Here is a 22,504-nt window from a genome sequence, read left to right as displayed (position 1 = left end):
GCAGCGGTGATCGGAGTGCTCGAGGGCTTCGGCGTCATCACCGTCGTCGTGCTCACCGGCCTGCTCCTCGGCCGCAGCGGGGTGCTCGGGCCGTCCGGGCAGCAGGTCATCGCCAAGCTCGTGTTCTACGCCGCGACCCCCGCGCTCCTCTACGTCACCCTCGCCGACACCGACGTCGGGATGATCTTCTCCTCCGCGCTGCTGGCGACGGGCGGTTCGGCGGTGCTCCTCGCGGTGCTCGGCTTCATCGTGACGAAGTGGTGGCGGAGGCGCTCGCTCGGGGAGTCGACGATCAGCGCGATGTCGATCGGCTACGTCAACATCGGCAACCTCGGCATCCCGATCGCCACCTATGTGCTCGGCGATCTGAGCTACGTCGCACCGGTGCTCCTGTTCCAGCTCGTCGTGCTCGGTCCGGTGAGCATGGCGCTGCTCGACGCGACCCGGCCGGGTGCGACCCGGGAGTGGTGGAAGGCGATCGTCGTCGTGCTCCGCAACCCGATCGTCATCGGTGCCGCTGTGGGCGTCGTGTGCTCGGTCGCCGGCGTGCGGCTGCCCGGAGTGATCCACGAGCCGCTCGGGATGCTCGGGGCGATCGCGGTGCCCGGGGCGCTGCTCGCGTTCGGGATCTCCCTCAAGGACGGCTGGACGCTGCCGGCGCCCGGCTCGCGCCGCCAGCTCACCCTCATCACCGTGCTCAAGCTTCTCGCCCAGCCGGCGATCGCCTGGGCGATCGGCGGTCCGCTGCTCGGATACTCCGGGCTCGACCTGCTCGGCATCGTCGTGACCTCCGCGCTGCCGACGGCGCAGAACGTCTACATCTACGCGATGCAGTACAACCAGGCCGAGCGGCTGGCCCGCGACGCGGTGTTCATCACCACGGTGCTGTCCGTGCCGACGATGATCGTCGTCGCGGTGCTCCTCGGCGGCTGAGCGGCGCCCCGAGTTCGGCGCTAGTGCGTGTCGGTCCGCCGCGCGGCCGGGCCGGGGACGAACAATGGTGGGGTGGCTACCGATGACCCGAAGAACTCCGATGACCTGCTCTCGCGCCGCCTGAGCTCCGGGACCGAACCGTCCCGCGCCCCGGCGGCCGACGACCGGGCCTCCGGTTCGCATCTCGAGGACACCCAGGCCTTCGACACCTTCCACGACGACCCCGGCCCCACCCGGGAGACCCCGGCACGCTCGGCCGGCACCGACACCGCGGCGAAGCCTGCTCAGGCAAGTGCCGACACGGGCGCGGGCTCCGGGAAGCCGGCGCTGCTCTCCGATGAGGAGTGGGCGATCCTCGGCGGCGGCACAGCAGCCGGCGCAGGCGCCTCGGCGGCGGGCACGAGCGGTGCCGGGAAGACCGGGAAGGCCGGGAAGGCCGGCCGGAAGGGCACTGCGGATGTCCGCGGAGACCGCTCGCGCGAGGTCGACGTGCCCGGCACCGGCCGATTCGGTGCGCTCGACGTCATCGGCACGATCTGGATCACGCTCGCGATGCCGTTCGTCCTCGCCGCGATCGCGGTGCGCGCAGTCGCCTCCGGCCTGTTCCTCAAGTTCGAGTACTTCTACCGTCCCGGGTTCCCGGTCGACGACTACGGCTTCACCTCCGACGACCGGCTCCACTACGGCTCCTATGCCGTCGACTACCTCAACAACCTCGACTCGAGCCGCTACCTCGCCGATGTCGTCCTGCCCAACGGGGTGCCGGTGTTCGCGGCCGAGGAGATCACGCACATGGCCGACGTCAAGGCGCTCGTCCAGCTGCTCTACCTCGTCGGCGTCATCGCCGCGGTCGTCGGCGTCGTGTTCGCGCTCTACCTGTCCCGCCGCACCGGCCCGGGCCTGCGCCACGGCATCCGCTGGGGCGCCGTCCTCACGTTCGTCGCCGCCACCGCGCTCGCGGTCCTCGCGGTGCTCGGCTGGGACCGGTTCTTCACCGGCTTCCACACCCTGTTCTTCGATCAGGGGACGTGGCAGTTCTACCTCGACGACGCGCTCATCCGCCTGTTCCCCGCCCCGTTCTGGATCGATGCAGGGATCGCGGTCGGCGTCATCATCCTGGTCGGCGCCCTGATCCCCCTGATCCTGAGCTTCATGGGCGCGGGCGCGCGCCGGAAGGCCCGCAAGGCCGAGCGCACCGAGGCGAAGCGCACCGAGACCGTCTGAGCCAAGGCCGCGGCGCGGACCGAACGAAGGCCGACACACACGTGGGGTCGGGTGGCTTTCCCCTGTCACCCGGCCCCGTTCTCTCTCGCTCTACACGCGAACTGCGCGGTATCCGAGACGAAGCGCGCAATTGCGCGTCGCTCTTCGGATACCGCGCAGTCGGACAGGATCTGCCCGTGCGAGGCCCTGCGGCTCAGTCGCCGACGGCGTCGCGTCCGCGCTGCACGAGCTTCTCGTCGGCCGGGTGGACCACCGAGTCGTCGCGGCCGTCGTACTCGAACTGGTTGAGGAAGTAGCGCATCGCATTGAGGCGGGCGCGCTTCTTGTCGTTCGACTTGATCGTCACCCACGGTGCGTAGTCGGTGTCCGTGCGGAGGAAGGTCGCCTCCTTCGCCGCCGTGTACTCCTCCCACTTGTCGAGCGATTCGAGGTCCATCGGCGAGAGCTTCCACTGCCGCACCGGGTCGAGCTGGCGGATCGCGAACCGCGTGCGCTGCTCGTGCTGGGTGACGGAGAACCAGAACTTCGTCACGTGGATCCCGGAGTCCAGGAGCATCTGCTCGAACACCGGGGCCTGACGCATGAAGGTCTCGTACTCCTCGTCGGAGCAGAAGCCCATGACGCGCTCGACGTTGCCGCGGTTGTACCAGGAGCGGTCGAACAGCACGATCTCGCCCACCGTGGGCAGGTGCTGGACGTAGCGCTGGAAGTACCACTGGCCCTGCTCGCGGTCCGAGGGCTTGTTGAGCGCCACGACGCGAGCCGCACGCGGGTTGAGGTGCTCGGTGAAGCGCTTGATCGTGCCGCCCTTGCCGGCCGCGTCGCGCCCCTCGAACAGGAGCACGTGGCGCAGCCCGTTGTCCTGGCCCCAGTACTGGAATTTCAGCAGCTCGATCTGGAGCTTGTACTTCTCCATCTCGTAGGATTCGCGATCGAGCCGCTCGTCGTACGGGTAGCCTTCGCGCCAGGTCTCCACGGCCTTGCCGCCCGGGTCGATGAGGTCGGGGTCCGCAGTGTGTCCCTCCTGGACCGTATACCCCTCGAGCCGCAGCTTGTCGATGTACTCGCGCAGGTTCTCGCGCTGGTGAGGATGCATGATTCTCCTTCGAATGGCCGTGCTCCCAGTCTATTCACCCGCATGTGAACTGCGAGTGAACCGCCGCAGTGTGAGCATCCCGGTCCTGTCATTCCCCCGGACTGCCGCTCCCGAGGTGCCCGCCGCCGGTCGAACCCGCGTCACCGGGGCAGGTGGGACCGGCACCGAGACCGCCGGTACGATCGTGAGCGACCCAGCACACCGCCCGCATCCCGAAGGAGCCCGGTGGCACCTCGTCCCCGCACCACTCATCCCCGCACCGCCCGACAGTCGGTCCGCGGCACCCTCCTCGCCGTCACCGGGCTCGCCGCACTCCTCCTCACCGCCTGCTCCGGTGCCCCGCGCCAGGCCGACGGCCCCGCGGAGGGCGCGCCGAGCGGCGACCCGACCGCCGCACACGGCTGCCTCAACGAGCCCACCGCCGTGTTCATGGGCGATTCGTTCACCGTCGGCGCGGGCGTCGACACCGAGTCGGAACGCTGGTCGACGATCGTCGCCCGGCAGCAGGGATGGAACGAGGTCAATATCGCGGTCAGCGGCTCGAGCTACGCGGTGAGCAATCGGGTCCGCCCGAACACGGCCTACGTCGACCGGGTCCCGGAGGCGATCGAGGCGGAACCGGACTTCGTCGTCGTGTCCACGGCGGCGAACTCCGCCGACGCCGATCAGCGGGCCGCGATCGCCAGGACCCTGGGAGGCCTGCGCGATGCGCTGCCCGACACCCCGATCGTCGCCACCTCGCCGTTCCACCGCGACGACGTCCCTGCCGAGCGGCTCGACGAGCTCGGGGATGAGATCCGGACCGCGGCCGAGGCGCGCACGGTCGAGTACCTCGACCTCGGCTATCCGCTCCGCGGCACCGTGGACACGCTCTCCGACGGCCTGCATCCCAACGCCGAGGGCTACTCGATCATCGCCGGTGCGTTCCTCGCCGCGTACTCCGCCCACGAACCGAGCGGCCCGGCGTTCCCCGACTGCGGAGGCCCGCAGGACTGAGCGCACGACGGCACACCGCAGCTGTACCTTGCTGTGGCCTACGACATCGTCATGCTCGCCGCGGCGGTCGTGCCCGGCTGGGGGCTCATCGCCCGCGCCCGGAGGGTGAGGACGCGACTCATGAAACGGGTGCCCCCGGCGGGACTCGAACCCGCACTGAACCGATTTTAAGTCGGCTGCCTCTGCCGATTGGGCTACGAGGGCGCAGGCTCCGGGTGTGCATCACCACCGCGCGGAGCCGGTGATCTCAGCCTACACAGGGATGCGATTACGAGTCGCACCCTCCGTCGACCCGCACCACCGCAGCGCAGACGCACCGCGCCCCGCCTCGGAGTCCGAGGCGGGGCGCGGCGGCGTCGGTCACGTGGACCGGCAGGCCGGGGTGATCAGGCCTTCGCGGGCTCCTTCTTGGGAGCCGGCTTCGAGTGCGCGGCCTCGACGAAGGCCTTGCGCGGCACGTCGAGATCCTTGAGCGGCATCGAGTCGCGTCCGAAGACGAGGTTGAGCGCCCAGTTGCCGAACACACGGGCCTTGCGGTCCACGGTCGGGATCGCGTAGCCGTGGTAGCCGCGGTGCATGAGCCACGCGAGCAGGCCGCGTGCTTCGAAGTTGCCCATCTGCGACACGCCCTTGTACGGGCCGAGACCCGCCACGGAGCCGATGGTCTTGTGGAAGTACTGCTGGAACTCGGTCTCCCCGCGCAGCGCGGCGAGCAGGTTCGCGGCGAGGACCGGGGCCTGGCGCACGGCGTGCTGGGCGTTCGGCACGCAGAAGCCGCCGACTCCCCCACCGGACAGATCCGGGACGGCGGCGTTGTCGCCGGCCGCCCAGGCGCCGTCGACGACGCCCTCTTCGCCCTCGACCCGGAGGTCGGCGCGCACGGTCACGCGGCCGCGCTCGTCGATCGGCAGGTCCGAGTCGACGAGGACCGGGTTGGCCTTGACGCCGGCGCTCCACACGATGGTGTCGGCGTCGAACTCCTCGCCGTTGGAGAGCTTGCAGTGCTTGTCCGTGCAGTCCTGGAGGAAGGTCTCGAGGTAGACGTCGATGCCGCGCTCGCGCAGGTGATCGACGACCCAGCGGGCCTGGGCCTCCCCGACCTCGGGCATGACGCGACCCATCGCCTCGACGAGGACGAAGCGGAGGTCGGCCTCGGTGAGGGTCTCGTACTGGCCCACGGCGGAGCGGGCGAGGTCCTCGAGCTCGGCGAGCGCCTCGATGCCGGCGAAGCCGCCGCCGACGAAGACGAAGGTCAGGGCGCGGCGGCGCTGCTCGTCGTTCTCCATGAGGGACGCCTCGCCGATGCGGTTGAGGACGTGGTCACGCAGCGCGACGGCCTCTTCGATGCGCTTGAGGCCGATGGCCTCCTCGGCCACACCCGGGATCGGCAGGGTGCGGGCGACGGAGCCGGCGGCGAGCACGATCTGGTCGTAGTCGAGCTCGAACGGCTCATCGCCCTCGGGCTCGACGACGACGAACTTCGCAGCGTGGTCGATGCGGGTGACGGCCCCGGTGATGACCTCCGCGCCCTTGAGGTTGCGGCGCAGCGGCACGACGGCGTGGCGCGGCTCGATGTTGCCGCCGGCGACCTCCGGGAGGAACGGCTGGTAGGTCATGTACGGGTTCGGGTCGACGACGGTGACCGTCGCCTCTCCCCGGCCCAGGTTCTTGAGCAGGTGCTGAGCAGCGAGCAGGCCCACGGAGCCGCCGCCGACGATGAGGATACGAGGACGCAGTTTGCTGTTTCTGATCAAAGCCATGTCCTCATGCTAACGCTTTGTGAAAACTTTCACTACCGGGTTCCACGGCCCTCCCCGGGGCCGTCTGCAGGGTCCTCCCCGGGATCGTCTGCCGGGCCGTCCGCGGACTCCGCGGGGGCTGTCGCCCGGGCGGCGCGGCGGGCCCGGACGAGGGCGAGCGCGGCGAGCACGAGGGCGGTCACGCCCCCGGTGATGAGCACGACCGGTCCGAGCACGGGGGTGCGGGCCGCGGGCCGCGCACCACCGGGTTCGGTCGCGGCCTGCGATTCGGGCCCGCCTGCGGATGCGGAGAGACCCGCATCGTCCTCGGCAGGTGCCTGCCGGTGCATATGCACCCAGGAGGCGAGCTCCTCGGCCGCGACGGGCACCTCGGCGGGCGGTCCGGACTCGAGTGCGGACACCGGCTGGATCCTCCCCCAGCCGATCACCGGGTCCGGTGACTCCGGAGTGCTGCGCCCGTCGTGGCCGGGCACCGCGGTGGCCGTCGATTCCAGCGCGGCGACGACCTCGTCCGCGCTGAGCTCGGGGTGCGCGCTGCGGAGCAGTGCGACGACGCCGGACACCACGGGGGCGGCGAAGGAGCAGCCGGCGGCCTGCGCGTAGCCGCCGGTGTGGAAGGGGACGGGGATCTCCTCGGCCGGGCCCATGACGTCCACGGCGGTGCCGGGTGCGGTCGAGGGGTGGCGCACCTGACCGTCCTGGCCCAGGCCACCGACCCCGACGACCCCGGGGACGGTGGACGGGGACCACGCCTGGGTCGCACCCTGCGAGCTGTTGCCGACGCAGGCGACGATGACGACGTCCTTGCTGTAGGCGTAGGCGAAGACCTCGTCCCAGGACTCGGGCCAGGCCGGGTCGTCCCAGCCGAGCGACATGTTGATGACCGAGGCGCCGCTGTCCACGGCCCAGCGGATCGCGTCGACGGCCTGCTCGCGGGAGGACTTCGCGCCCTCGGGCAGGCCGGAGCCCAGCCACATCGAGGCGGACAGGAGCTCCGCGTCCGGGGCCACCCCCGTCGGCCCGGCCCCGTCGCCGTTGCCGGCGATGACCCCGGCCACCGCCGTGCCGTGGTGCTGATTGGCCTCCGGTCCGATCGGGATGCGGCCGTCGGTGCCCGAGCCGCTGAAGTCGCGGGCATCGCGCACGGTGTCGGTGAGGTTCTCGTGCGAGTCGTCGACCCCGGAGTCGATCACGGCGACGGTCACCCCGTCACCGGTGGTCTGCTCCCACAGGGTGTCGATGCCGTAGTCGTCGATGAACCACTGGCCCGGGCCGGCCGCGGGGCCGCCGCCCGGTGCGGTGCCGGGAGCCGACTCCTCCGGTGCGGGCTCGGGCTCGACCGCGGTCTCCGGCGGGGCGACCCCGGTGCCGGGTGCGGCCACCGAGGTGGGCATCGCGGCGGCAGAAGGCACCGCGGCCGAGGTCGGGAACGCCGCCGAGGTGGCCGTCGCACGCTGACCGGGCACCTCGCCGGCGACGGCGAGCGCAGGCACCTGCCCCCCGAGGAGCAGCGCGAGCGCGCACACCCCGCCGAGTGCACCGCGCACCGCGCCAGGCGCCCGCGCGCCGTCCACCGGAACCCGCGTCATCTCAGGCCTGGGCGTCGCGCGCCCGGCCCAGCGCGATGCCGTCGAGGATGTCGGTCTCGCTCGTGAGGATCCGCAGCTCGCCGCCGGCGTCCCGGACGCGCCGCCCGATCCGCTCGACCAGCCGGGCGTAGATCAGGGCGCCGGCGCCCATGACGTCGGCACGGCCCGGATGCATGTACGGCAGCCCGACGCGCTCCTCGCTGGTCATCCCGAGGAGCCGCTGCGTCGTGTCCGCGGTCTGCTCGGCGGTGAGCTCGGCTCCATGGATGGCCTCGCGGTCGTAGGCCGGGAGGTCGAGAGCGGCAGCGGTGATCGTCGTGATGGTCCCGGCGACGCCGACGAAGGTCCGGGCGCGGGACACGTCGACGTGCTGCTCGGCCTCGGCGAACGCGGCGTCGATGTCGGCGAGCGCGGCTGCGACCTCGCCCTCCGTGGGCGGATCGGAGCGGAGGTGGCGCTCGGTGAGGCGCACCGAGCCGATGTCCATGCTGAAGGCCTGCTCGACCGTGTCGGTGCCGAGGACGAGCTCGGTCGATCCCCCGCCGAGGTCCATGACGAGGTAGGGCGCCGTGGTCGACGCGTCCGCGACTCCCGATACCGCGCCGAGGTAGGACAGCTCGGCCTCCTCCCGGCCGGTGATGACCTCGGCATCGAGGCCGAGGCGCTCGCGCACCCCGGTGAAGAACTCCTCCCGATTGCCGGCGTCGCGGCTGGCGGAGGTGGCGACGAAGCGCTGCGCCTCCGGGGCCAGCGGTCCGACGATCGCGGCGTACTCCTCGCACGCGGCGAAGGTCCGCGCGAGCGCCTCGGGCGCGAACTCGCCGGTCGCGTCGATGCCCTGGCCGAGGCGCACGATGGTCGTCTCCCGGGCGAGCTCGGTGATCCGGTCGCCGGTGATGTCGGCGACGAGGAGGCGCAGGGAGTTGGTTCCGCAGTCGTAGGCGGCTACACGTGTCATGGCTTCACTCTAGGACAGTCGGCGTCCGGTCCGAGCCGGGCGGGGGCCTGCGGATGCAGGCGGCGCGGGTGCCGCCGGCCCGTGCCGCGTGCGGCGTCCGGGCGGGTTCAGGCGGGCTTCGGCACGCCCTCGAGGAGGTCGAGGGCGCGGTCGCCGATCGGGTTGACGCCGCGGCCGGCGGCGAGCGCGTGGCCGACGAGCGCATGGAGGCACTTGACGCGGGTGGGCATGCCGCCGGCGGAGAAGTCGCTGATCTCCTCGACCTCGGCGAGCCCGGCATCCTTCCCGATCCGCGAGCGAGCGGCGAGGTAGGCGCGGTGGGCGGCCCGGTAGGCGGCGGCGAGGTCCTCGTCCGCGGCGACCTCGGCGGTCCACTCGGCCATCACCCCGGAGGCCTCGAGGCGCGAGCACTCGGCGACGTAGTCCGGGTGGGTGAGGTAGTAGGTGGTGGGGAACGGCGTGCCGTCCTCGAGGCGCGGCGCGGTGGCGACGACGAGCGGCTCGCCGGCCGCCGACCGGGCGGCGACTCCCACGACGCCGCGCGGCATCCGGCCGAGCTGCTCGCGGATCGTGGCGGTGTCGGCAGTGGTGCACGGGGTGATCATCGGCTGTCCTCGGTTCCGGTCTCGGTGCTGTGTCGCGCGGCGGCCGCGTCCCGCTCCTCGTCGCCGCTCCCGCGCTCGGTCTCCTCCGGCGGGGCGGATTCCTTGGTCGCGTAGCCCACGGATCTGAGGGAGTCGAGGAGCTCGATGTACCAGGGCTGGGACCGGACGGGACGGTCGACGCGGTCGCCGGAGGCGTCGGTCGAGGCGCCTTCCGCGGTGGTGTCGCCGACGGTGTCGTCGACGACGATGTAGGCGTCCTCCCCCGGCTTGACGTAGAACTGCTCCTCCCGCGCCACGCGCTCGATGTAGCGCGGGTCGTGGAGCTGCTCCTGCTTGTCCTTGAGCTGCTCGACCTCCTCGCCGGTGGTCGCGATGTCCTTCTCCAGCGCGGAGATCTGCTGCCACTGGCGGATCCCGGTGCTGATGCTCGGGGCGAACATCAGCACGAGCACCACCGCGACGGCGATGAGCATGAGGCTGCGCAGGGAGATCCGCCGGCCGGCCGCGGTGACGTCGACCGATTCGGGATCGGCGGCCGCGACGGCGGCGGGGCGGGTGCTGCGGAAGGTGCCGGTGCGGCTGCGCGGGGGCGCGGCAGAGGCCGGTCTCGACCTGGCTCGCCTGCGCTGCTTGCTCATGACACCTCGGGAATCGCACATAGGGGAAGGGAAGGCGCGACACACCCAGTGTGCCCTGCCTTCCCTTCCCCGACGGGGATTGACCCCGGTGTGTCCGCACGGATCGGCCCTGCTCAGCGGGCCCGGACCCGTCTCCGGCTCATCCGGGCGAACTCACCCGGGCCGAGCGATCGGACCCGTGCTCAGGCGCGGAAGCGCGGGAACGCCGCACGCCCGGCGTACCGCGCGGCGTCGCCGAGCTGCTCCTCGATCCGCAGCAGCTGGTTGTACTTCGCGACGCGCTCGGAGCGGGCCGGCGCACCGGTCTTGATCTGCCCGGCGTTCGTCGCGACGGCGAGGTCGGCGATCGTCGTGTCCTCGGTCTCGCCCGAGCGGTGGGAGATCATCGCGGTGTACTGGTGGGTCTGCGCGAGCGACACCGCATCGAAGGTCTCGGTCAGCGAGCCGATCTGGTTGACCTTGACGAGCAGTGAGTTCGCGGCACCCGATTCGATGCCGCGCTGCAGGCGCTCCGGGTTGGTGACGAAGAGGTCGTCGCCGACGATCTGCACGGCGTCGCCGAGCTCGTCGGTGAGTCCGATCCAGCCGTCCCAGTCGTTCTCGTCGAGCGGGTCCTCGATCGACACGAGCGGGTACTTCTCGACGAGCTCGGCGTAGTAGGCGGTCATCTCCGCGGCGGTCTTCGACCCGCCCTCGAAGGTGTAGGTGCCGTTCTCGCAGAACTCGCTCGAGGCGACGTCGAGGGCGAGCGCGATGTCCTTGCCCGGGCGGCGGCCGGCGTTCTCGATCGCCTCGATGATGAGGTCGAGGGCTTCGGCGTTGGAGTCGAGGTTGGGGGCGAAGCCGCCCTCGTCGCCGAGCCCGGTGGACAGTCCGCGCTTCTTGAGCACGGCCTTGAGCGCGTGGTAGACCTCGGCACCCCACTGGAGGGCCTCGCGGAAGGTCGCCGCTCCGATCGGGGCGATCATGAACTCCTGGATGTCGACGTTCGAGTCCGCGTGGGAGCCGCCGTTGAGGATGTTCATCATCGGCACCGGCATGACGTGGGCGTTGGGCCCGCCGAGGTACCGGTAGAGGGGCAGGTCGGCGGACATCGCGGCGGCCCGGGCCACGGCGAGCGAGGCGCCGAGGATCGCGTTGGCGCCGAGTCGGGACTTGTTGTCGGTCCCGTCGAGGTCGATCATCACCTGGTCGACGAGGCGCTGGTCGTCGGCCTCGATGCCGGCGATCGCGTCGTTGATCTCGTCGAGCACGGCGTCGATCGCGCCCTGCACGCCCTTGCCGAGGTAGCGCTCGGGATCGCCGTCCCGCAGCTCGACGGCCTCGTACTCACCGGTCGATGCGCCCGACGGCACTCCGGCCCGGCCGACCGAGCCGTCCTCGAGCAGCACCTCCACCTCGACGGTGGGGTTGCCGCGGGAATCAAGAATCTCTCGTGCATTGGCTGCAAGAATTTCGGCCATGCCTGCTCCTCTGTCGCGCTCACAGTTCGACGGCGGAGAACTCCACCACGGCCCACCCTAGTGCAGGCCGGAGACCGCGGCTCACCCGTGGGTCAGACAGACCTCGCGCAGCCGGTGGATCTCCGCCGGTGCGAGCCCGTGGCCGGTGAGATAGGACTCGACGGAGCCGTGCTCGGCGTCGACGCGCGCGAGCAGGTCCGCCATGTACTCCCGCGGCGCCTGGGTGGCGGTGTGGGAGAGGTTCGCGACGATCCCGGCCTGCGCGAAGTTGCGGCTGATCGCTTCGAGGAACTCCGCGCCGAGGTAGCGCTCGGTGGCCTGGTAGTCGTCGAGCACGTCCGCCCGGTCCACCCCGAGCAGGGTGAGGACGAAGGCGGAGACGATCCCGGTCCGGTCCTTGCCGGCCGAGCAGTGGAAGAGGACCGGAGCCGAGGCGTCGGCGAGCAGCCGGATCGTGTCGGCGATGCGCTCCCCGCAGTTCTCGACCACGGCCGCGTAGATCGTCGGCAGGGAGTGGTCGGGCAGCTGCAGCCGCTCGGGGTGGTCGGCCTCGAGCGGGTAGTAGCGGTCGCCGAACAGCGGGAGCCGGATGTGGTCGAGCGCAGGGCCCGCCGGGCGCACCGGTGCACCGAGGGCGTCCGGGGCGGAGGCGGACTCCTTGGTCTCGCGCAGGTCGATGACGGAGCGGATGCCGAGCGCGTCGATCATCCGGTGGGAGTCGGGGGTGAGGTGGGCCAGCCCGTCGGAGCGGAACAGACGGCCCGTGGCCACGGGGCCGTCGGGGGTGAGGTGGCCGCCGAGATCGCGGAAGTTGAAGGTGCCCGGCACGGGGATGCGTGCGGAGGCCTGCGCCGTCGACAGCGCGGGTTCGGTGGTGTGCGTCATGGGCGCTCTCCTCCCCGGGGCTCCCGGGCGGCAGCGCGGATCGCCGCCGCTTCCACCTCGGAGGTTACCCCACGCAGCGCGGCCTCGGCATCGATGCCGGCGGCCTGGGCGCGCACGGCGAGGTCGAACAGCTCGGCACCGATCGCGGCGGCCTCGACCTGAGCGCCCGGAGCGTCCGGCACGGGCAGCTCGAGGCGGTCGATGCGGCCGAGCACGGATTGGGCGCGGGTCAGCGCGGGCAGGGTCACCGGGACCGAGGCGAACGAGGCGCGCGCCTGCTCCGCCCGATCGCTCGTCGCCGCCCCTGCCGGGGGCACTGCCCCGGGACCCGGGGTAGGGTGCGCAGGCTGCTCCCCCGCTGCGCCGGCCGCGGCGCGCTCGGCGGCCTTGACCGCCTCGTAGCGGCGCTCGACCTCCCGGAGATCGACGGGGCCGTCGGAGTCGAAGACGTGGGGATGGCGGCGGATGAGCTTGGCGGTCAGCCCGGCGACGACCTCGTCGATCGCACGGGGTGCGGCCGGCTCCCCGCGGAGCGCGGTCGCCGGGAGAAGGTCACCCGCAGCGCCGTTGCTGTCACCGACGCCATCGTCACCGTTCGCCTCACCGCCGTCATCGTCACCGTCGGCGGCATCGAGCAGGGCAGCGTGGAACAGCACCTGGTAGAGGACGTCGCCGAGCTCCGCGACGACCTCGGCCCGGGTCACCGGGGTCCCGGCGGCCGCGTGCGCGTCGAGCGCGGCGATGAGCTCGTGGGTCTCCTCGAGCAGGTACTTCTGCAGGCTCGTGTGCGTGTGGGCGGCCGCCCACGGGCAGCGGGCGCGGATGTAGGCCGTGACCTCGGCGGGTGCGAGGGTGCTCGTGTCCGGCCGCTCCCACTCCATGTCAGGCCGACCCGGCGGAGGTCCCGGCAGACGCCTCGGCGGTCCCGGCGGGCACCTCGGCCGCATCCGGGGCGGGCGCCGGGTCCGGGGCGGGGAGGATCTGGTCGAGGAAGCCGGTGACCCAGCCGATGAGCTCGGTGTCGGTCATGTCCCGCTTGTCGAACCCGGTGCCGGCCTGCGGCTTGGGCACGAGGATCGAGCGGATCGCAGGCTTGACGAGCGACTTCGGGTGGAGGCGCTTGAGGCGGACGAGCTGGGAGTCGGCGAGCTCGACGGGGGCGAAGCGGATGAAGTTCCCCTGCGCCACGATCTCGGCGACCCCGGACGCCCGCGCGCGGATCCGCAGCCGCGCGATGTCGGCGAGCACCTCGACGGAGGCCGGGTAGGGACCGTAGCGGTCGGTGAGCTCGGCGAGCACCTCGGCGATCTCCTCCTCCTTCGCCGCGGCGGCGAGCTTGCGATAGGCCTCGAGCCGGAGCCGCTCGTGGGAGACGTAGTCGGTGGGCAGGTGGGCGTCGATCGGCAGCTCGACGCGCATCTCCGGCTCCTCGACGGGCCCGTCGCCGCGGAAGTTCGCGACCGCCTCGCCGACGAGCCGGACGTAGAGGTCGAAGCCCACACCCTCGATGTGCCCGGACTGCTGGCCGCCGAGCAGGTTGCCCGCACCGCGGATCTCAAGGTCCTTCATCGCCACCTGCATGCCCGCGCCGAGCTCGGTGTGCGAGGCGAGCGTCTGCAGCCGGTCGTGCGCGGTCTCGGTGAGCATGTGGTCGGGCGGGTAGAGGAAGTAGGCGTAGGCGCGCTCGCGGCCGCGGCCCACCCGGCCGCGCAGCTGGTGGAGCTGGGACAGCCCCATCCGCTCGGCGCGGTCGACGATGAGGGTGTTCGCGTTCGCGATGTCGATCCCGGTCTCGACGATCGTCGTGCACACGAGCACGTCGAAGCGCTTCTCCCAGAAGTCGACGATGACCTGCTCGAGGCGCGCCTCGCTCATCTTGCCGTGGGCCACGGCGATCCGCGCCTCGGGCACGAGCTCGGCGAGGTGGCCGGCGACCCGCTCGATGTCCTGCACCCGGTTGTGGATGTAGAACACCTGGCCCTCGCGCAGCAGCTCGCGCCGGATCGCGGCGGTGACCTGCCGGTCCTCGTAGCGGCCCACATAGGTGAGGACGGGGTGGCGCTCCTCCGGCGGGGTCGCCAGCGTCGACATCTCGCGGATCCCGGTGACGGCCATCTCGAGGGTGCGCGGGATCGGGGTGGCGCTCATCGCGAGCACGTCGACGTTCGTCCGCAGCGCCTTGAGGGTCTCCTTGTGCTCGACGCCGAACCGCTGCTCCTCGTCGATGATGACGAGGCCGAGGTCCTTGAACCGGACCTCGCCGGAGAGCAGCCGGTGGGTGCCGATGACGACGTCGAGGGTGCCGGCGGCGAGGTCGTCCTTGACCTTCTGGCTCTCCGCCGAGGTCTGGAAGCGCGACAGCGCCCCGACGCTCACGGGGAAGCCGGAGTAGCGCTCGGCGAAGGTCCCGAGGTGCTGCTGGACGAGCAGCGTGGTCGGCACGAGGACGGCGACCTGCTTGCCGTCCTGGATCGCCTTGAACGCCGCGCGCACCGCGACCTCGGTCTTGCCGTAACCCACGTCGCCGCAGATCAGGCGATCCATCGGGATCTCCTTCTCCATGTCGGCCTTGACCTCGTCGATCGTCGTGAGCTGGTCGGGGGTCTCGACGTAGTGGAAGGCGTCCTCGAGCTCCTGCTGCCAGGGAGAGTCCCCGGAGAACGCGAAGCCGCGGGTGGCGCGGCGGGCGGAGTAGAGGCGGATGAGCTCGCCGGCGATCTCCTTGACCGCCTTGCGGGCGCGGGCCTTCGTCTTCGACCAGTCCGAGCCGCCCATCTTGTTGACGCTCGGGCTCTCCCCGCCGACGTAGCGGGTGACCTGGTCGAGGGAGTCCGAGGGCACGTAGAGGCGGTCCCCGGGCTGGCCGCGCTTGGACGGCGCGTACTCGATGACGAGGTACTCGCGGGTGCGGGCGGCCTCCCCGCGGCCCGAGGTGCGCTGCACGAGCTCGACGAAGCGGCCGACGCCGTGCTGCTCGTGGACGACGAAGTCCCCGGGGCTGAGGTCGAGCGGGTCGACCTGGTTGCGCCGGCGGCGGGCCGGCAGGCGGCGCATGTCCTTCGTCGAGGCGGCCGCCGCCCGGCCGAGCACGTCGGCCTCGGTGAGCACGGCGAGCTTCTCCGACTCGATGACGTAGCCGCCGTACGCCGCGGCAGTCGTCACCGTCACCGTGCCCGGGGTGCCGGGGGCGGCGAGGTCGTCGGCGAAGGCGGCGGGCACCTCGGCCTCGGTGAACACCTCGACGAGCCGGGTCCCGGGCCCCTTGCCCTCGGTGAGGACGTAGACCTGCCAGGACGCGTGGGTGAGGGCGCGGACGTCGGCGAGGATCGCCTCGACCTCGCCGGAGTAGCCGCGCGGGGCGCGGGCGTCGATGTCGATGACGACCTCGGAGTCGCCGACGAGCTCGGAGTCGACGGCGAACCCGCCGACCTCCCACCACGGCAGGCCGATCGCGGCGGCGGCCTCGCGGGTCTGTGCGAGCGTGCGGAAGCTCGCCGCGGACAGGTCGATCGGTGCCTCGCCCCCGCCCGAGGCGCCGGTCCAGGCGGCGGCGAGGAACTCCGCCGTCGTGGCGACGAGGTCCTCGGCGCGTGCGGTGACCTTCTCCGGGGAGGTGACGACGATCCGGGTGTGCTCCGGCAGGCAGGCGATGAGCGGCTCCATGCCGTCGGCGAGCACGGGGGCGAGCGACTCCATGCCCTCGACCGCGATGCCGTCGGCGATCTTCTCGAGCATCTCGCGGGCCGCGGGCAGGATCGGGATGAGCGTGCGGGCCCGCTCGCGGACCGCCGAGGTCAGGAGCACCTCGCGGCAGGGCGGGGCCCAGAGCCGGAACTCGGCACCCTCGGCGACGGGCAGGGAGCGCTGGTCGGCGACGGCGAAGGGGCGGATCTCGTCGATCTCGTCGCCGAAGAACTCGAGGCGCAGCGCGTGGTCCTCCGTCGGCGGGAAGATGTCGAGGATGCCGCCGCGCACCGCGTACTCCCCGCGGCGGGACACCATGTCCACGCGCGAGTACGCGAGGTCGGACAGCTGCGCGGCGAGCGCGGAGAGCTCGACGGTGTCACCGGTCGCGAGCTCGACGGGTGTGAGCGCCCCGAGTCCCTTGACGAGCGGCTGGAGCAGCGCACGGACCGGAGCGATGACCACGGACAGCGGCGCGTCGGGGCGCGGGTGGGCGAGCCGCCGCAGCACGGACAGGCGGCGGCCGACGGTGTCGGAGCGCGGCGAGAGCTTCTCGTGGGGCAGGGTCTCCCAGCTCGGGAACACGGCCACCCGGTCGGGCGCCAGGTGGTCGGCGAGCGCGGTCGCGAGCTCTTCGGCCTCGCGGCCGGTGGCGGTGACGACGAGCACGGTGCCGGCGGCCGCGGCGTCGGCGACGAGCGCCGGCCACAGGCCCTTGACGGCGTTGATGGTACCGGCCCGGTGGCTCGGGTCGGCGAGCGCGGAGACGGCGTCGGCGAAGGTCGGGTGGGCGCGCAGGGTGGTGGTGATTCCGGTCAGAGGCACGCGCTCCAGTCTACTCGCGGCACGCGCGCGCCACACGCGGGGCGGGGCCGCGGCGGTCGTCCGGAGTGTGCTCCGCGCCGGCCCTCGCAGGAGGGCCGGGTGCCTGTCGATCCGACGCTCAGGCGGTTCTGGGACACTGGGCGCATGAGCCCGCTCCAGCCCTCGTCCCCGCCCGCCTCCGCTCCGACCGCCGAGCTCGGCCGGACGCTGACCCGCTTCGTCCACCCGCTCGCGCTCCTCGCCCTCATGTGGGTGATCCGCGCGGCCGATTTCGTGCTGCCGGGCACCTTCAACACCTACGGCATCCGCTCCTGGGACGTGACGAGCGCCTTCGGCCTCGTCCTCGCGCCGCTCCTCCACTCCGGCTGGGGCCACCTCATCGCGAACTCGGTCCCGCTCCTCGTCCTCGGGCTGCTCGTCGCGGCCGAGGGAGCGCGCCGCTTCTGGCTCGTCACCGCGCTCATCGCGCTCGTCGGCGGGGTCGGCACCTGGCTCGTCAACTTGCCCGGCACGGTGACGGTGGGCGCCTCGGTGCTCGTGTTCGGGTACTTCGGATACCTGCTCGTCCGCGCCTTCGTCGTGCGGTCGATGGCGCACCGGATCGGGTACGCCGTCGTCGCCGTCGTCGTGGTCATGGTGTTCGGGGCGTCGATGCTCACCGGGGTGCTGCCGCTCTATCCCGGCATCTCCTGGCAGGCGCACCTGTTCGGGGCGGTCGGCGGCGGACTCGCCGCGGTGTGGCTGGGCCGCGGGGACAACCGCAGGCTCGCCCGGAGCCGGGCGCAGCAGGCACGGCGCGACGACCCCTACGGTCTGCGCGAGCTCGGCCTCGAATGACGGTCCGGGAGAGCACCGCGCTCCGTCCCGCATCCCACGCGGCGGGCCGGCCGGGTCACCCTGCCGGGTCGGCTCGACGGATCAGACAGCAGTGCTGCGGCCGTGGAAGCGCTGCTGGGCGGCCTCGAGGCCCTCGGCGGTGAGGAGCTCGACGGCGTCGGCGAGGTCGTCGACGAGGATCGGCAGGGTCGTGAGCTCCGCGGCGATGAAGGGCTTGAGCACGTAGTCGGCGGTGTCCATCCGGCCGGGCGGGCGTCCCACCCCGGCGCGCACCCGCAGGTAGTCCTTGGTGCCGAGCGACTGCGTCATCGAGCGCAGGCCGTTGTGGCCGCCCTCGCCGCCGCCGCGCTTGAGCTTGATCGAGTCGAACGGGAGGTCGACGTCGTCGTGGATCGCGATGATCCGCTCCGGGTCGATCGAATGGAACTGCGCGAGCTGCGCCACCGGCGGCCCGGACACGTTCATGTAGGTCAGCGACTTCATCACGACGGCGCGCGGTCCGGGCACTCCCCCGCGCATCCCGAGCCGACCGGTCGCGGCGACCGCCTTGGCGCGGGTGCTCGTGAAGCTCGCGCCCATCCGCGCGGCGAGCGCATCGGCGGCCATGTGGCCGATGTTGTGCCGGGTCCGGGCGTACTGCCGCCCCGGGTTCCCCAGCCCGATGATGAGCCACGTGTCGCCGGCCACCGCTCTCCCTCCGTCGTTGCTCGCACGCGCTCCGTGCGCGTGGATCGCCGCCCCCACTGTACCGGCCCGCACCTCGGCCGGCCGGCTCCCCGTCCGCACCGCGGCCGGACATGACTGTGGGGCGTCCGGTGGAGAGTGCGACCGTCGTGGCCACCACTCTCCCCTGAACGCCCCACACTCGGGCGCGGTGCGTGCGGACGACCCGGGCCGTCCGCACACGCGCGGGGATCAGTCCTCGGACTTCTCCTCGTCGGAATCGCCCTCGGCGTCCTCGGTGCCGGCCTCGGCGTCCTCGTCGGACTCGGCGCCGGTCGCGGCTGCGACCTCCTCGTCCACGGCCTCGGACTCGAGCTCGGCCTCGAGCTGCTCCTCGGAGAGCTCGGCGGAGATGTTGACGATGAGCATCTCCGGGTCGGCGATGAGCTCGACACCCTTGGGCAGGGTGACGTCGGCGGCGTAGAGGTGGTCGCCCACCTCGCGGCCCTCGACGGAGACCTCGAAGTACTCGGGGATGTGGGTGGCCTCGGCGGACACCAGGAGGGTCTGGTTGTCGACCGACACGATGGTGCCGGGCGCGGCCTCGCCGTCGACGTGGATCGGGATGTCGACCTCGATCTTCTCGCCGCGCTTGACGATGATGAGATCGACGTGCTCGATGTGGCGGGTCACCGGGTTGACCTGGACCTCGCGGGCGATCGCGAGCTCGTTCTTCGTCGCGTCGGGGTTCTCGATCTCGAGCAGCGCGTTCGAGGTCTTGAGCGCCATCATCGTGGCGTGGCCCTCGAGCGTGAGGTGGATGGGGTCCTGGCCGTGGCCGTAGAGGACCGCGGGGATCCGGTCGGTGCGGCGGATGCGGCGGGCTGCGCCCTTGCCGAATTCGGTCCGGCGCTCGGCGATGAGTTTGGCGTCGACTGCCATGTGAAGCTCCTTCGTGAGTGGTGTGGGCACCACGGCGAACAATCCTCGTGGTGCCGACTCAGCGAGCCGTCACGTGAAGACCGCGTCGATAACGGAGTGCCGGGGAACCGGCCTCCCTCGCCGAGGCAACCCGTCCAGTGTAGTCCCTCCCGGGCCGCCGCCGCCACTCGTCGCCCGCCGGCGCCCTCCGGACCGCACTCCCGTGCCGTCCCACCGACGCCGAGGCACCCGCCGGCTCGGTGGCCGGTGGGCGCCTCGGGTGCGGCTCCCCGCGGGGAGGTCCGGGCCGGGCAGGCCCGGTTCGGACGGTGGACGGGCTTCAGATGTTGAACAGGCTGGTGACCGAGCCGTCCTCGAACACCTCGTGGACGGCGCGCGCGAGCAGCGGGGCGATGGAGAGCACGGTGAGCTTGTCGAACTTCATGTCCTCGGACAGCGGCAGCGTGTTGGTGACGATGACCTCCTTGGCCACCGAGTCCCGCAGGCGCTCGACGGCCGGGCCGGAGAACACCGCGTGGGTCGACACGATGACGACGCCGGTGGCCCCGGCCTCCATGCAGGCGTCGGCGGCCTGGACGATCGTGCCGCCGGTGTCGATCATGTCGTCGACGAGCACTGCGGTGCGGCCCTCGACCTCGCCGACCACGCGGTTCGCCTTGGTCGAATTGGGCCGGGAGATGTCGCGCGTCTTGTGGATGAAGGCCAGCGGCACGCCGCCGAGGCTCGCCGACCAGTTCTCCGCGACCTTGATCCGGCCGGCGTCCGGGGACACCACGGCGAGGTCGCCGGGGTGGTTGGCCTTGACGTAGTCGGCGAGGATCGGCAGCGCCACGAGGTGGTCGACCGGCCCGTCGAAGAACCCCTGGATCTGCGCGGTGTGGAGGTCGACGGTGATGATGCGGTCCGCGCCGGCGGTCTTGTAGAGGTCCGCGACGAGACGGGCGGAGATCGGCTCGCGGCCGCGGTGCTTCTTGTCCTGCCGGGCGTAGGGGAAGAACGGGGCGATGACGGTGATCCGCTTGGCCGAGGCGCGCTTGAGCGCGTCGACCATGAGCAGCTGCTCCATGAGCCAGTCGTTGATCGGCGAGCAGTGCGACTGCATGACGAACACGTCGGTGCCGCGCACGGACTCGGAGAACCGGACGTAGATCTCGCCGTTGGCGAAGTTGTAGACGTCGGTGGGCAGCAGCTCGGTGCCGAGGCATTCGGCGACCTGCTCGGCGAGCTCCATGTTGGCGCGGCCGGTGACAAGGACGAGCTTCTTCTCCCCCGCGGTGGTGATCGAGTTCACTTAGTCGGACTCCTTCTTCGCCTGTGCGGCTGCTTCGGCCGCCTGCGCCGCAGGCGTGCCCGGTCGCTGTTCGACGACCCAGTTCTCAACATTACGCTGTGGCGCGACGGTCATGGCGAGTGCACCCGGGGGAACATCCTTCCGGATCACCGTGCCGGCCCCGGAGTAGGCGCCGTCCCCCACCGTCACCGGGGCGACGAACATCGTGTCGGAGCCGGTCCGCACGTACGACCCCACCGTGGTGTGGTGCTTGGCCACCCCGTCGTAGTTGACGAACACCGAGGAGGCGCCGATGTTCGAGTACTCCCCGATCGTCGCATCGCCGACGTAGCTCAGGTGCGGGACCTTCGAGCCGGTGCCGATCCGCGCGTTCTTCGTCTCCACGAAGGTGCCGATCTTGCCCTCGGCACCGAGCAGGGTGCCCGGGCGCAGGTAGGCGAACGGGCCGACGGTCGCACCGGCCCCGACCACCGCGAGCTGGCCGTGGGTGCGCACGATCTGCGCGCCGGCTCCGACCTCGGTGTCGGTGAGCGTGGTGTCCGGGCCGATCACCGCGTGCGAGGCGATGTCGGTGGCGCCGTGGAGCTGCACCCCGGGCAGCAGGGTGACATCGGAGGCGAGCGTGACGTCGGAGTCGATCCACGTGGTGTCGGGGTCGATGACGGTGACCCCGGCGCGCATCCAGTCCTCGACGATGCGCCGGTTGAGCTCGCGGCCGAGCTGGGCGAGCTGCACGCGGTCGTTCGCGCCCTCGACCTGCCACACGTCCTCGGTGGTGAGCGCGGCGACCCGGGCGCCGGAGCCGCGGGCGATCTGGATGACGTCGGTGAGGTACTTCTCGCCCTGCGCATTGTCGGTCCCGACCTGCGCGAGCGACTCACGCAGCACGGCGGCGTCGAAGGCGTAGATGCCGGAGTTGATCTCGGTGATGCGCTTCTGCTGCTCGTCGGCGTCCTTCTCCTCGACGATCCGCTCGAGGTCGCCGGCGGCGTCGCGCACGATCCGCCCGTAGCCGCGGGGGCGGGCGACCTGCGCGGAGAGCACGGTGACGGCGCCGCGGTGCTCCTCGTGGTGCTCGACGAGCGTGCTCAGCGTGTGCGCGGTGAGCAGCGGGACATCGCCGTAGGTCACGACGACGGTGCCGGTGAGGTCGTCGGGCAGCTGGGTCAGCGCGCACTCGGTAGCCCGGCCGGTGCCCGGGATGTCGTCCTGGTCGGCGACGAGCACGGTGCGGTCGATGACCTCGGCGATCCCGGCCACGTGCTCGGCCACCTGGTCGCGGGCGTGGCGGAGCACGACGACGAGGTGCTCCGGGGCGGTGCCGGCGGCGGCGTTGATGGCGTGGTGGAGGAGGGACCGCCCCCCGATCGGGTGGATGACCTTGGGCGTCGCGGACTTCATCCGGGTGCCCTCGCCGGCGGCGAGGACGATGACCGCTGCGGGGCGGTGCTGAGTCATGGAAGAGGGCTCCTCTGCACAGAGAATTACGGTGGCGACCGGCCTGCCGGACGTCGCTCCGCCTCTAGGACTCGAACCTAGACTGCACGGCTCCAAAGGCCGGCGTGCTGCCATTACACCAAGGCGGATCGGCACAGCGACGACCCCGTGCCGGGAGCCACCATTATTGCCACTAAGGTTGATCCTATGGAAATTCTTCGCGATCTTCTCGTCTTCATCCACCTGCTCGGCATGGCGATCATCATCGGCTCGTACTTCGCCAATCTGCGCGCGCCGCGAGTCGTGTCCGGAATGCTCCACGGCGCCTACCTCCAGCTCGTCACCGGGCTGCTCCTCGTCACCGTCCTCGAATTCACCGACGGCGTGGAGATCAACCACATGAAGATCGGCATCAAGCTCGTCCTCGCGATCCTCGTCGCCGTCTTCGCGTTCATCGGCGCCCGCAAGGAGAAGGCGGCCCGTGCCCACGCCGGTGCCGGCGCCCCGGCCCGCACCGACGGCTACGCCGGCGACACCGCACCGCCGGCCCCGGTCGTGCACCCCTCGGCCGCGATGGCGCACCTGACCTTCGGCGCCGCGGTGATCGCCGTCGCCGTCGCCGTCTTCGTCTGATCCCTCGCCCGGTGGACGGGTCCTGCCCGATCGCCCGTCCGTCCC

Annotated in this window: 19 protein-coding genes and 2 tRNA genes; 5 read left to right on the top strand and 16 right to left on the bottom strand. The window is 71.7% G+C overall.

The features are described 5' to 3' along the window. Nucleotides 1-6: 6 nt before the first annotated feature. On the top strand, nucleotides 7-933 hold the full coding sequence (locus AB0I45_RS11055; RefSeq protein ID WP_295688108.1) for an AEC family transporter: 927 nt from the start codon (nucleotides 7-9) through the stop codon (nucleotides 931-933). Between the two features lie 72 nt (nucleotides 934-1,005). Continuing rightward, nucleotides 1,006-2,157 (top strand): TIGR01906 family membrane protein, encoded by a 1,152-nt coding sequence (locus AB0I45_RS11050; protein ID WP_295688111.1) that lies wholly within the window; start codon nucleotides 1,006-1,008, stop codon nucleotides 2,155-2,157. Nucleotides 2,158-2,350: 193 nt separating this feature from the next. Here the strand turns inward: AB0I45_RS11050 and ppk2 are convergent, their stop codons facing one another. Next, nucleotides 2,351-3,253, bottom strand: coding sequence for a polyphosphate kinase 2 (gene ppk2, locus AB0I45_RS11045; protein WP_137319157.1), 903 nt, complete (start codon nucleotides 3,251-3,253; stop codon nucleotides 2,351-2,353). Between the two features lie 225 nt (nucleotides 3,254-3,478). On the opposite strand from ppk2, the gene AB0I45_RS11040 reads away from it, so the two are divergent. Beyond that, nucleotides 3,479-4,249: an SGNH/GDSL hydrolase family protein gene (locus tag AB0I45_RS11040; protein WP_295688118.1), complete on the top strand. Its 771-nt coding sequence runs from the start codon at nucleotides 3,479-3,481 to the stop codon at nucleotides 4,247-4,249. Nucleotides 4,250-4,379: 130 nt separating this feature from the next. On the opposite strand, the gene AB0I45_RS11035 is transcribed toward AB0I45_RS11040, so the two are convergent. The 10 genes from AB0I45_RS11035 to mfd form a co-directional block, all read right to left on the bottom strand. Further along, nucleotides 4,380-4,453: transfer RNA gene (locus AB0I45_RS11035), tRNA-Leu, on the bottom strand. Between the two features lie 182 nt (nucleotides 4,454-4,635). Then, the gene (locus tag AB0I45_RS11030; RefSeq protein WP_137319155.1) at nucleotides 4,636-6,009 is read right to left on the bottom strand and encodes an NAD(P)/FAD-dependent oxidoreductase; all 1,374 of its coding nucleotides are present in this window, start codon (nucleotides 6,007-6,009) and stop codon (nucleotides 4,636-4,638) included. Between the two features lie 32 nt (nucleotides 6,010-6,041). After that, entirely contained in the window at nucleotides 6,042-7,556 is a 1,515-nt protein-coding gene (locus AB0I45_RS11025; protein WP_295688123.1) for a S8 family serine peptidase, read from the bottom strand. A 43-nt stretch (nucleotides 7,557-7,599) separates the two neighbouring features. Beyond that, a complete protein-coding gene (locus tag AB0I45_RS11020) occupies nucleotides 7,600-8,556 on the bottom strand; it encodes a Ppx/GppA phosphatase family protein (RefSeq protein ID WP_295688125.1) in 957 nt (318 codons plus the stop codon). A 107-nt stretch (nucleotides 8,557-8,663) separates the two neighbouring features. After that, nucleotides 8,664-9,161, bottom strand: a complete 498-nt coding sequence (locus AB0I45_RS11015; RefSeq protein ID WP_137319153.1) for a DUF501 domain-containing protein — start codon at nucleotides 9,159-9,161, stop codon at nucleotides 8,664-8,666. Further along, entirely contained in the window at nucleotides 9,158-9,799 is a 642-nt protein-coding gene (locus tag AB0I45_RS11010; protein ID WP_175406911.1) for a septum formation initiator family protein, read from the bottom strand. The genes AB0I45_RS11015 and AB0I45_RS11010 overlap by 4 nt, the downstream gene beginning before the upstream one ends. Before the next feature lie 182 nt (nucleotides 9,800-9,981). Next, the gene (eno, locus tag AB0I45_RS11005; protein WP_137319151.1) at nucleotides 9,982-11,262 is read right to left on the bottom strand and encodes a phosphopyruvate hydratase; all 1,281 of its coding nucleotides are present in this window, start codon (nucleotides 11,260-11,262) and stop codon (nucleotides 9,982-9,984) included. Nucleotides 11,263-11,343: 81 nt separating this feature from the next. After that, nucleotides 11,344-12,147 carry a tyrosine-protein phosphatase gene (locus AB0I45_RS11000; protein ID WP_247618799.1) on the bottom strand — a complete coding sequence of 268 codons (804 nt, stop codon included), beginning with the start codon at nucleotides 12,145-12,147 and terminating at the stop codon, nucleotides 11,344-11,346. Further along, nucleotides 12,144-13,028 carry a MazG nucleotide pyrophosphohydrolase domain-containing protein gene (locus AB0I45_RS10995; protein WP_295688141.1) on the bottom strand — a complete coding sequence of 295 codons (885 nt, stop codon included), beginning with the start codon at nucleotides 13,026-13,028 and terminating at the stop codon, nucleotides 12,144-12,146. Before AB0I45_RS10995 ends, AB0I45_RS11000 begins: the two co-directional genes overlap by 4 nt. 1 nt (nucleotide 13,029) lies before the next feature. Further along, nucleotides 13,030-16,656 (bottom strand): transcription-repair coupling factor, encoded by a 3,627-nt coding sequence (gene mfd / locus AB0I45_RS10990; protein ID WP_295688143.1) that lies wholly within the window; start codon nucleotides 16,654-16,656, stop codon nucleotides 13,030-13,032. A 144-nt stretch (nucleotides 16,657-16,800) separates the two neighbouring features. On the opposite strand from mfd, the gene AB0I45_RS10985 reads away from it, so the two are divergent. After that, nucleotides 16,801-17,493, top strand: a complete 693-nt coding sequence (locus AB0I45_RS10985; protein ID WP_137319147.1) for a rhomboid family intramembrane serine protease — start codon at nucleotides 16,801-16,803, stop codon at nucleotides 17,491-17,493. Nucleotides 17,494-17,574: 81 nt separating this feature from the next. On the opposite strand, the gene pth is transcribed toward AB0I45_RS10985, so the two are convergent. From pth to AB0I45_RS10960, 5 genes are all read right to left on the bottom strand, one after another. Further along, a complete protein-coding gene (gene pth, locus AB0I45_RS10980; protein ID WP_247618796.1) occupies nucleotides 17,575-18,180 on the bottom strand; it encodes an aminoacyl-tRNA hydrolase in 606 nt (201 codons plus the stop codon). A 228-nt stretch (nucleotides 18,181-18,408) separates the two neighbouring features. Continuing rightward, nucleotides 18,409-19,098 carry a 50S ribosomal protein L25/general stress protein Ctc gene (locus AB0I45_RS10975; protein WP_137319145.1) on the bottom strand — a complete coding sequence of 230 codons (690 nt, stop codon included), beginning with the start codon at nucleotides 19,096-19,098 and terminating at the stop codon, nucleotides 18,409-18,411. A 319-nt stretch (nucleotides 19,099-19,417) separates the two neighbouring features. Further along, a complete protein-coding gene (locus AB0I45_RS10970) occupies nucleotides 19,418-20,389 on the bottom strand; it encodes a ribose-phosphate diphosphokinase (protein WP_137319144.1) in 972 nt (323 codons plus the stop codon). After that, nucleotides 20,390-21,847, bottom strand: coding sequence for a bifunctional UDP-N-acetylglucosamine diphosphorylase/glucosamine-1-phosphate N-acetyltransferase GlmU (glmU, locus tag AB0I45_RS10965; protein ID WP_137319143.1), 1,458 nt, complete (start codon nucleotides 21,845-21,847; stop codon nucleotides 20,390-20,392). Between the two features lie 56 nt (nucleotides 21,848-21,903). Beyond that, nucleotides 21,904-21,975, bottom strand: a tRNA-Gln gene (locus AB0I45_RS10960). Nucleotides 21,976-22,033: 58 nt separating this feature from the next. On the opposite strand from AB0I45_RS10960, the gene AB0I45_RS10955 reads away from it, so the two are divergent. Next, nucleotides 22,034-22,459 (top strand): hypothetical protein, encoded by a 426-nt coding sequence (locus tag AB0I45_RS10955; protein WP_265809471.1) that lies wholly within the window; start codon nucleotides 22,034-22,036, stop codon nucleotides 22,457-22,459. Nucleotides 22,460-22,504: the final 45 nt, after the last annotated feature.

This window comes from Brevibacterium sp. NPDC049920, from assembly GCF_040656435.1.
Classification (GTDB): domain Bacteria; phylum Actinomycetota; class Actinomycetes; order Actinomycetales; family Brevibacteriaceae; genus Brevibacterium; species Brevibacterium pityocampae.
The sequence above is the reverse complement of the archived record's forward strand: the minus strand, read 5'-3'. Positions and strand labels throughout refer to the sequence as shown.

What these genes read in the sequence shown, in the direction of transcription:
- ppk2 (WP_137319157.1), bottom strand. Translation starts at nt 3,253, where the DNA reads ATGCATCCTCACCAGCGCGAGAACCTGCGCGAGTACATCGACAAGCTG.
- AB0I45_RS11030 (WP_137319155.1), bottom strand. Translation starts at nt 6,009, where the DNA reads ATGGCTTTGATCAGAAACAGCAAACTGCGTCCTCGTATCCTCATCGTC.
- AB0I45_RS11020 (WP_295688125.1), bottom strand. Translation starts at nt 8,556, where the DNA reads ATGACACGTGTAGCCGCCTACGACTGCGGAACCAACTCCCTGCGCCTC.
- AB0I45_RS11015 (WP_137319153.1), bottom strand. Translation starts at nt 9,161, where the DNA reads ATGATCACCCCGTGCACCACTGCCGACACCGCCACGATCCGCGAGCAG.
- AB0I45_RS11010 (WP_175406911.1), bottom strand. Translation starts at nt 9,799, where the DNA reads ATGAGCAAGCAGCGCAGGCGAGCCAGGTCGAGACCGGCCTCTGCCGCG.
- eno (WP_137319151.1), bottom strand. Translation starts at nt 11,262, where the DNA reads ATGGCCGAAATTCTTGCAGCCAATGCACGAGAGATTCTTGATTCCCGC.
- AB0I45_RS11000 (WP_247618799.1), bottom strand. Translation starts at nt 12,147, where the DNA reads ATGACGCACACCACCGAACCCGCGCTGTCGACGGCGCAGGCCTCCGCA.
- AB0I45_RS10995 (WP_295688141.1), bottom strand. Translation starts at nt 13,028, where the DNA reads ATGGAGTGGGAGCGGCCGGACACGAGCACCCTCGCACCCGCCGAGGTC.
- AB0I45_RS10985 (WP_137319147.1), top strand. Translation starts at nt 16,801, where the DNA reads ATGAGCCCGCTCCAGCCCTCGTCCCCGCCCGCCTCCGCTCCGACCGCC.
- AB0I45_RS10975 (WP_137319145.1), bottom strand. Translation starts at nt 19,098, where the DNA reads ATGGCAGTCGACGCCAAACTCATCGCCGAGCGCCGGACCGAATTCGGC.
- glmU (WP_137319143.1), bottom strand. Translation starts at nt 21,847, where the DNA reads ATGACTCAGCACCGCCCCGCAGCGGTCATCGTCCTCGCCGCCGGCGAG.
- AB0I45_RS10955 (WP_265809471.1), top strand. Translation starts at nt 22,034, where the DNA reads ATGGAAATTCTTCGCGATCTTCTCGTCTTCATCCACCTGCTCGGCATG.